Raw genomic sequence first — 9,378 nt, forward strand, 5'->3', positions numbered from 1 at the left:
CGCAGGCCCGATCACTCGAAATGCACCCGTTTCCCCGTCTTTATCCGCCGATCGTCGGTTGACGCCTGCGGGAATAATCGCTGTCAGTGGGAGGCGGTATGTCGCCGCTTCCGAGTGGAGATGCCCGTGGCAGAGGACAGCGACCTCGAGAAAACCGAATCAGCCACTCCCCGGCGCCTGGAGAAGGCCCGGTCGGAGGGGCAGGTCGCGCGCTCGCGGGAACTGGCTTCGTTCGCCCTGCTGTCCGCCGGCTTTTTCGGCGCCTGGGGGCTGTCGGGCTCGATCGCCACGCATATGGAGACGATGCTGCGCGGCGCCTTCACGTTCAACCACGCGAGCGCCGTCGACGCGAACCGCATGTTGATCGGTGCCGGCAATGCGGGCCGCGAAGGCCTGCTGGCCGTGCTGCCCGTGCTCGCGCTGACCGGCGTGGCCGCGCTCCTGGCGCCGATGGCGCTGGGCGGCTGGCTGCTCTCGTCGAAGGTGCTCGAGTTCAAGTTCGAGCGCATGAACCCGATCAACGGACTCGGCCGGATTTTCTCGGTCAACGGCCCGATCCAGCTCGGGATGGCGCTCGCGAAGACGCTCGTGATCGGTGGCATCGGCGGCACGGCCGTGTGGCGCCGCAAGGACGAGATCCTCGCGCTCGCGACCGAGCCGATGCAGCGCGCGCTGGGCCATGGGCTGTCGCTCGTCGCCGTGTGCTGCGCGACCACGGTGGCCGGCATGTTCGTCGTCGCCGCGCTCGACGTCCCGTATCAACTTTGGCAGTACCACAAGAAATTGCGCATGACGAAGGAAGAAGTGAAGCGCGAACACCGCGAAAACGAAGGCGATCCGCACGTGAAGGCGCGCATTCGCCAGCAACAGCGTGCGATGGCGCGCCGCCGCATGATGGCCGCGGTGCCCCAGGCCGACGTCATCGTCACGAACCCGACGCACTTCGCGGTCGCGCTCCAATACGCCGACGGCGAGATGCGTGCGCCGAAGGTCGTCGCCAAGGGCGTGAACCTCGTGGCGGCCCGCATTCGCGAACTCGCGCAGGAACACAACGTGCCGCTGCTCGAAGCGCCGCCGCTCGCTCGCGCGCTCTACTACAACGTCGAACTGAACCGCGAAATCCCCGGCACGCTGTACAACGCCGTGGCCGAGGTGCTCGCGTGGGTCTATCAGCTGCGCCGGTTCCGCCAGGAAGGCGGCGACGTGCCGGCCGCTCCGACCGGGCTCGAGGTGCCGGCCGAACTCGACAAGGGGGCGGTGTCCGTGCAGGACGAACGCGAGGAGGCCGAAGAAGCGCTGGCCAGCGATGGTGCGACGGCAGGCCGCCGCGCCACGGATGAAGGGGCTCGAGCATGAACGCACGCGTCGGAAGCTTGTTCGGCAAGCGGTCGCAGATGCTGGACGGGACGAACCTGCGCGCGCTCGCAGGGCCGATCCTGATCTGCATGATCCTCGGCATGATGATCCTGCCGTTGCCGCCGTTCCTCCTGGATCTGCTGTTCACGTTCAACATCGCGCTGTCGGTGATGGTGCTGCTCGTCAGCATGTACACGATGAAGCCGCTCGATTTCGCGGCGTTCCCGAGCGTGCTGCTGTTCTCGACGCTGCTGCGTCTGTCGCTGAACGTCGCGTCGACCCGCATCGTGCTGCTCGAAGGCCACTCGGGCCCGGGCGCGGCCGGCCAGGTCATCGAATCGTTCGGTCACTTCCTCGTCGGCGGCAACTTCGCGGTCGGCATCGTCGTGTTCGTGATCCTGATGGTCATCAACTTCATGGTGATCACCAAGGGCGCGGGCCGGATCGCCGAAGTGGCCGCGCGTTTCACGCTCGATGCGATGCCGGGCAAGCAGATGGCCATCGACGCCGACCTGAACGCCGGCCTCATCAACGAGGAAGGCGCGCGCAAGCGCCGTCTGGCCGTCTCGCAGGAGGCCGAGTTCTACGGCGCGATGGACGGTGCCTCGAAGTTCGTGCGCGGCGACGCGGTCGCGGGCCTCATCATCATGGTCGTCAACGTGTTCGGCGGTCTCATCGTCGGCATGGTGCAGCACGGCCTCGATTTCGCGACCGCGGGCAAGACCTACACGCTGCTCACGATCGGTGACGGCCTCGTCGCGCAGATCCCGTCGCTCGTGATCTCGACGGCGGCCGGTGTGATCGTCTCGCGCGTGGCGACCGATGAGGACATCGGCACGCAGCTGACGGGCCAGTTGTTCACGAACCCGCGTGTGCTGATGATCACGGGCGTCATCATCGTGATGCTGGGCCTGATTCCGAACATGCCGCACTTCGCGTTCCTGCTGCTCGGCGGCGGCGCGATCCAGCTGAGCCGCGTGATGAAGAAGCGTGCCGAGAGCGCGAAGACCAGTGCCGCGCTCGTCGAAGTCGCACCGGCTGTCGCAACGGCCGTGGAAAGCGCCGAAGCGAGCTGGGACGACGTGACGCTCATCGATACGCTCGGTCTCGAAGTCGGCTACCGCCTGATTCCGCTCGTCGACAAGAACACCGATGGCGAACTGCTCAAGCGTATCAAGAGCATCCGCAAGAAGTTCGCCCAGGAAATCGGCTTTTTGCCGCCCGTCATCCACATTCGCGACAACCTCGAGCTGCGCCCGAATGGCTATCGCATCGCGCTCAAGGGTGTCGAGGTCGGGGTCGGCGAGGCCTATCCGGGCCAGTGGCTCGCGATCAACCCGGGCCAGGTTTCGGCTGCGCTGCCGGGCATGCCGACTCAGGATCCCGCATTCGGTCTGCCGGCGATCTGGATCGACACGAATCTGCGCGAGCAGGCTCAGGTGTACGGCTATACGGTCGTCGACGCGAGCACGGTCGTCGCGACGCACCTGAACCACCTCGTGGTTCAGCACGCCGCCGAGCTGCTTGGCCGCCAGGAAGTGCAGGCGCTCATCACCCGCACCGCCAAGGACGCCCCGACCCTCGTCGAGGATCTCGTGCCGAAGACGCTGTCGCTGACGACGCTGCAAAAGGTCCTGCAGAACCTGCTCGAGGAAGGCGTGCCCATCCGCGACTTGCGCACGATTCTCGAATCGCTGTGCGAGCACGCCGGCAAGCTGACCGACGCGCACGACCTGACTGCCTGCGTGCGTCTGGCTCTGGGCCGCGCGATCACGCAGCAGTGGTATCCCGGCGCTGGCGAGATGCAGGTGATGGGTCTCGATTCGACGCTCGAGCGCGTGCTGTCGCAGGCGCTCTCGACGGGTGCGAACCCGGGCCTCGAGCCGGGTCTTGCGCACACGCTCCTGACGTCGACGCAAAAGGCGATCGTCCTTCAACAAAACCTGGGGCTGCCGCCGGTGCTGCTCGTGCAGCACGCGCTGCGCGCGATGCTCGCGCGCTTCCTGCGGCGCAGCCTTCCCCAATTGAAAGTGCTCTCGTACGCCGAAGTGCCGGAGACACGCTCGATCAAGGTCGTTAACCTCATCGGAGGTCAAGCTTGAACATTCGCAAATTCATCGGTGCAACGAGCCGCGATGCGCTGCGCCTCGTGCGCGAGGCCCTCGGTGCCGACGCAGTGGTTCTCTCGAACCGCACCAACGACGACGGCAGTGTGGAAATCGTGGCTCTTGCCGACACCGACTTCGCGTCGATCGCCCCCGCTGCGGACGAGTCCCATACGAGCGGCCTGCCCACCGCGAGCGCGATGCCCGGTGCCATGCCGGCGTTGCCGGGCCTGCCGGCCTTGCCGAGTGCCCAGCCGATGCCGGGCGTGATGCCCGCCAATCCGTACGCGAACGGTATGCCGGACGTGTTTTCAGCTGTGTTCGGCGCGAGCCCTGAAGTAGGCGCAAAGGCGCACGCCGATACGATGCCCGCGCGCACCGATGCCAGCGCGCTCGTGCCGGGCCTGGCCGAGCGCGAGCAGGCCAAGGCCGCGCGCGGTGCCGCCGCCGCGAAGGCTGCTGCTGCGCCTGCCACCGGTGCTGCGGGCGGCACGGAAGCGCCGCAGACGATGGCCGAGACGAATCCCTGGCTCATCGATCATGCCCGTCAGATCGTCGAGAAAAACCAGCGCGCGCAAGCCGCGCACGTGTCGAAGGCACATGCGATGACGCCGGCCGCCGCCGCGGCCAAGGGCCTGGGCGCGCCGGGCAAGATCCTCACGCCCGAGGAGCTGGCAAATGTCGAGCAGCCGGACTGGGCGCAGGAAGCAGCCCGCTTGGCCGCCCGCCGCACGGCGCCGCGCGTCACGCCCGCGTTCGAAGGCGGTGCGCTCGGCAAGACGTCGGGCGCCGAAGACCATTCGGAGATGGCCGACGCGATTCGCGAGCGCATGGAAGCGCTCGTCAACGAGACGGTGATGGGCGAGCTGTCGTCGCTGCGCGGCATGATGGAAGAACAGTTCGCGGGCCTGCTGTGGGGCGAGCAGCAACGCCGCACGCCGGTTCACGGCGCGCTCACGAAGCAGTTGTTCGCAGCCGGCTTCTCGGCGCAGCTGGTGCGCATGATGGTCGACAACATGCCCAAGGTCGAAAGCATCGACGCCGGCATGGAGTGGATCCAGTCGGTACTCGCGACGAACCTGCCGGTGCTCGAAAACGAAGAAGCGCTGATGGAGCGCGGCGGCGTGTTCGCGCTGATGGGCCCGACGGGCGTCGGCAAGACCACGACGACGGCCAAGCTCGCCGCGCGTTGCGTGATGCGCTTCGGCGCGAGCAAGGTTGCCCTGCTGACGACCGACAGCTACCGCATCGGCGGCCACGAGCAACTGCGCATCTTCGGCAAGATTCTCGGTGTGTCCGTACACGCGGTGAAGGACGCGGCCGACCTGCAACTGGCGCTTTCGGAACTGCGCAACAAGCACATCGTGCTGATCGACACGATCGGCATGAGCCAGCGCGATCGCACGGTGTCCGACCAGATCGCCATGCTGTGCGGCGCCGGTCTGCCGGTGCAGCGGTTGCTGCTGCTGAACGCGACGAGCCACGGCGACACGCTCAACGAAGTCGTGCACGCCTATCGCAGCGCGCCGGGCCAGCCCGATCTGGCCGGCTGCATCCTGACCAAGCTCGACGAGGCGACCAACCTCGGCGGCGTGCTCGATACGGTGATGCGTTACAAGCTGCCCGTGCACTACGTGTCGACGGGGCAGAAGGTGCCGGAGAACCTCTACGTCGCGACGAAGAAGTTCCTGATCAAGAGTGCGTTCTGTATTCCGCGCGATGGTTCGCCGTTCGTCCCGCATGACGACGATATCCCCGCCTTGCTGTCGGCACTGTCGAGCCGTTCGAACGCCGAGCTGCATGAGGTTCGCTTTGGATAAACACGTAACCGATCAGGCCGAAGGATTGCGGCGGCTGCTCGCGAGGAGCGGCTCGCGCGTGGTTGCGGTGACAGGTGGCCCGTCGGGAGTCGGCAGGACGTCGACGGTGGTGAATGTGGCGGCCGCACTGGCCGGACTCGGCAAGGACGTGCTCGTGATCGACGAGTCGCTGGGCCCGAACTCCGTGTCGGCGATGCTCGGCGGCGTGCATGGCGCCGGCAGTCTGCGCGCGTTCATGAACGGTGAGATCGGCATGGACGAGCTGGCCGTGCGGATCGGCCTCGGCTTCTCGGTGCTTGCCGCGTCGCGCGAGAACTGTGCCGGCTACAGCGCCGCGCAACTCGGCATGCTGCTGTCGGGGCCGGCCGACGTCGTGCTGATCGACGCGCGGCTCGATCGTCAGGGCGCGCTCTCGGCGCTCGCGGCGCAGGCCCATGACGTGATGATCGTCACGCGCGTCGCCGCGCAGGCGATCACCGAAGCGTATGCGTGCATGAAGCGCCTGCACTACGAACACGCGATCGCGCAGTTCCGCGTGCTCGTCAATCACGTGTCGAGCCTGGCCGATGCACAGACCGCGTTCGAAAACCTCGCCGAAGTGGCGGGGCGCTATCTGACGGTGTCGATCGAAAACGCTGGTTGCGTGGCGGCCGACACGTTGATGGAGCGCTCGCTCGAGCTTGGACGGTGTGTGGTCGACGCGTTCGCGTCGGCGCCGTCCGCGCGCGATTACCGGCATATCGCCGCTGAAATGCTGTATTGGCCGATGCGCCCGGCGATGTCGCCGCGGCGCGCGGCGCCGGTGGCCCCGGCCGTGCCGGCGTCGGCGTTGACCGACGCCCCAGCCATGGGCCATCACGCTTGACACGTTAGGGACAAGGAAGAAGGAGACCCTCGATGTACAACGCTCAAGGGAAGATGTCCCAAAAGGATGTATTGACGCAATATGCGCCGCTCGTGCGCCGTCTCGGATTGCAGCTCGTGGCCAAGATGCCGGCGAGCGTCGATCTCGACGATCTGATCCAGGCCGGCATGATCGGTCTGCTCGATGCGGCCGGCCGCTATAAGGAAGACCAGGGCGCGCAGTTCGAGACGTACGCCAGCCAACGTATCCGTGGGGCGATGCTCGACGAGCTGCGCAACAACGACTGGCTGCCGCGCAGTTTGCGCAAGACCTCGCGCGAAGTCGAGTCGGCCGTGCACAAGGTCGAGCAGCGCCTGGGCCGTGCGGCCAGCGAAACCGAAGTGGCCGAGCATCTGAAGATGCCGCTCGATGCCTATCAGTCGATGTTGCAGGATCTGCACGGCAGCCAGTTGATCTACTACGAGGATTTCGACCGCTCCGCCGACGACGAGCCGTTCCTCGACCGCTACTGTGTCGATCACACGGATCCGCTTTCGGCCCTGCTTGACGAAAGTCTGCGCGCCGCGCTCGTCGAGGCGATCGAGCGCTTGCCCGAGCGGGAGAAGCTGTTGATGTCGCTGTATTACGAACGTGGCATGAATCTGCGCGAGATCGGCGCCGTGATGGAAGTCAGCGAATCGCGTGTGTGCCAGCTGCATAGCCAGGCAGTAGCGCGGTTGCGCACGCGGCTGCGGGAGATGGCCTGGGCCAGCGTGGAGTAAGGCGCGCCTTGGTGTTTTGCAGGGCCGCAGGGTTGTTTGTTTCCGCGTATTTTTCCGCGTATCGCCCGTGGCCGGAGCCACGGGCTGCCTCTACCCTGGATGAGGATCAGTGCCAGTTGGCGGCGATAACCGGCTTGAGCGCCGCTTCTGATTGCGGCGACAGCGTCGCCTGACCCGCCGCCGGTGGCGCGAACGAGGCCATCGCGTTCACGAGCTTGGCGACATCGGCGTCGAGCAGCACTTTTCCGTCCCCCGCCTTGAACTCATGGACATGCGATGCTCCGCCGGAATACCAGCCGTTGAGTGTCAAGGAGTCGCCCGTCCCGATCACGTCGACTTCGAGATTGTTGCCGACCTGGCGCCATAAGAGCTGATCGCTCGCGATGTTGCCGCCGAATTGGACGACGTCCTGATTCGAGCCACCGGTTTTGCCGTTGTACTCGTTCAGCGTCACGTGTCCTGCCCCCTGATTGACGACGAACGTGTCAGCGCCGGCACCGGCATTGAGCGTGTCGTTCTTGCCCGCCGTGAGCGTGTCGTTCAGGTTGCCGGCAATGATCGTGTCGCCGGCTGCGCCGACGATATGGTTGTTCACGCCTTGCAGGCCGTACAGCCAGTGGTTGCCGGTGCTCGTGTCGGTGAACACCAACCGATCGGTAATGGTCTTGTAGTCCCAGCTGGTGCCATCGGCGAAGACGAGCTTGGGGCGGCTCAACGGCTGGTTGAAGTATCCGTTGATCGTGAGCTGATCGCCGTTGCCGAAGGAGAGGACGAGGTTGTTCGACAGGTCGCGTGCGATCTGCGTACCGGCGGCGGTGATGCCGGCGCCCAGCTGCACCACATCCTGATTCGTGCCCCCAGTCTTGTTGTAAGCCTCGTTCAGCGTCACGTGTCCTGCCCCCTGATTGACGACGAACGTGTCAATGCCGGTCCCGGCGTTGAGCGTGTTGTCCTTGCCGGCCGTGAGCGTGTCGTTCAGGTTGCCGGCAATGAGCGTGTCGCCGGCGGCGCCGACGATACGGTTGTTCACGCCATGCAGGCCGTACAGCCAGTGGTTGCCGGTGCTCGTGTCGGTGAACACCAACCGATCGGTAATCGTCTTGTAGTCCCAGCTGGTGCCATCGGCGAAGACGAGCTTGGGCTGATGCGATGCGTCGCCAAAGTATCCCGAGATCGTGAGCTGATCGCCGTTGCCGAAGGAGAGGGCCAGGTTGTTCGACAGGTCGCGCGTGATCTGTGTGCTGGCGGCGGTAATGCCTGCGCCCAGCTGCACCACATCCTGATTCGTGCCCCCAGTCTTGTTGTAGGCCTCGTTCAGCGTCACATGTCCCGCACCCTGATTGACGATGAACGTGTCAGTGCCGGCCCCCGCGTTGAGCGTGTTGTCCTTGCCCGCCGTCAGGGTGTCGTTCAGGTTGCCGGCAATGAGCATGTCGCCAGCGGCGCCGACGATACGGTTGTTCACGCCCTGCAGGCCGTACAGCCAGTGGTTGCCAGTGCTCGTGTCGGTGAACACCAACCGATCGGTAATGCTCTTGTAGTCCCAGCTGGTGCCATCGGCGAAGACGAGCTTGGGGCGGCTCAACGGCTGGTTGAAGTATCCGTTGATCGTGAGCTGATCGCCGTTGCCGAAGGAGAGGATTAGGTTGTTCGACAGGTCGCGGGTGATCTGCGTGCCGGTGGCAGTGATGCCTACGCCCAGCTGCACCACATCCTGATTCGTGCCCCCAGTCTTGTTGTAAGGCTCGTTCAGCGTCACGTGTCCCGTACCCTGATTGACGATGAACGTATCGGTGCCGGCACCGGCATTGAGCGTGTTGTCCTTGCCCGCCGTGATCGTGTCGTTCAGGTTGCCGGCAATGAGCATGTCGCCAGCGGCGCCGACGATACGGTTGTTCACGCCTTGCAGGCCGTATAGCCAGTGACTGCCGGTGCTCGTGTCGGTGAACACCAACCGATCGGTAATCGTCTTGTAGTCCCAGCTGGTGCCATCGGCGAAGACGAGCTTGGGGCGGCTCAACGGCTGGTTGAAGTATCCGTTGATCGTGAGTTGATCGCCGTTGCCGAAGGAGAGGACGAGGTTGTTCGACAGGTCGCGGGTGATCTGCGTGTTGGCGGCGGTGATGCCGGCGCCCAACTGCACCACATCCTGATTCGTGCCCCCAGTCTTGTTGTAAGGCTCGTTCAGCGTCACGTGTCCCGTACCCTGATTGACGATGAATGTGTCGGTGCCGGCACCGCCGTTAAGCGTGCTGTTCTTGCCCGCCGTGATCGTGTCGTTCAGGTTGCCGGCAATGAGCGTGTCGCTGGCGGCGCCGACGATACGGTTGTTCACGCCTTGCAGGCCGTACAGCCAGTGGCTGCCGGTGCTCGTGTCGGTGAACACCAACCGATCGGTGATGCTCTTGTAGTCCCAGCTCGTGCCATCGGCGAAGACGAGCTTGGGTTGACGTGATGCTTGGTCAAAGTAT

The 9,378-nt window shown here is 65.2% G+C and carries 6 protein-coding genes; 5 read left to right on the top strand and 1 reads right to left on the bottom strand.

Translation table 11 applies throughout. The features are described 5' to 3' along the window. Window positions 1–126 precede the first annotated feature (126 nt). The 5 genes from flhB to D7S89_RS20080 are packed head-to-tail and all read left to right on the top strand — an operon-like array spanning window position 127 to window position 6,907. A complete protein-coding gene (gene flhB, locus D7S89_RS20060; RefSeq protein ID WP_121280395.1) occupies window positions 127–1,356 on the top strand; it encodes a flagellar biosynthesis protein FlhB in 1,230 nt (409 codons plus the stop codon). Then, a complete protein-coding gene (gene flhA / locus D7S89_RS20065) occupies window positions 1,353–3,458 on the top strand; it encodes a flagellar biosynthesis protein FlhA (protein WP_121280329.1) in 2,106 nt (701 codons plus the stop codon). The genes flhB and flhA overlap by 4 nt, the downstream gene beginning before the upstream one ends. Next, window positions 3,455–5,281, top strand: a complete 1,827-nt coding sequence (flhF, locus tag D7S89_RS20070; RefSeq protein ID WP_121280331.1) for a flagellar biosynthesis GTPase FlhF — start codon at window positions 3,455–3,457, stop codon at window positions 5,279–5,281. Before flhA ends, flhF begins: the two co-directional genes overlap by 4 nt. Then, a complete protein-coding gene (locus D7S89_RS20075) occupies window positions 5,274–6,146 on the top strand; it encodes a MinD/ParA family ATP-binding protein (protein ID WP_121280334.1) in 873 nt (290 codons plus the stop codon). The genes flhF and D7S89_RS20075 overlap by 8 nt, the downstream gene beginning before the upstream one ends. Window positions 6,147–6,178: 32 nt before the next feature. Beyond that, on the top strand, window positions 6,179–6,907 hold the full coding sequence (locus tag D7S89_RS20080; RefSeq protein WP_121280336.1) for an RNA polymerase sigma factor FliA: 729 nt from the start codon (window positions 6,179–6,181) through the stop codon (window positions 6,905–6,907). Between the two features lie 106 nt (window positions 6,908–7,013). On the opposite strand, the gene D7S89_RS20085 is transcribed toward D7S89_RS20080, so the two are convergent. Then, on the bottom strand, window positions 7,014–9,378 hold a 2,365-nt coding region (locus D7S89_RS20085), incomplete at its 5' end, for a beta strand repeat-containing protein (protein ID WP_281273166.1).

This window comes from Trinickia fusca (assembly GCF_003628145.1).
In the GTDB taxonomy this organism is placed as follows: Bacteria; Pseudomonadota; Gammaproteobacteria; order Burkholderiales; family Burkholderiaceae; genus Trinickia; species Trinickia fusca.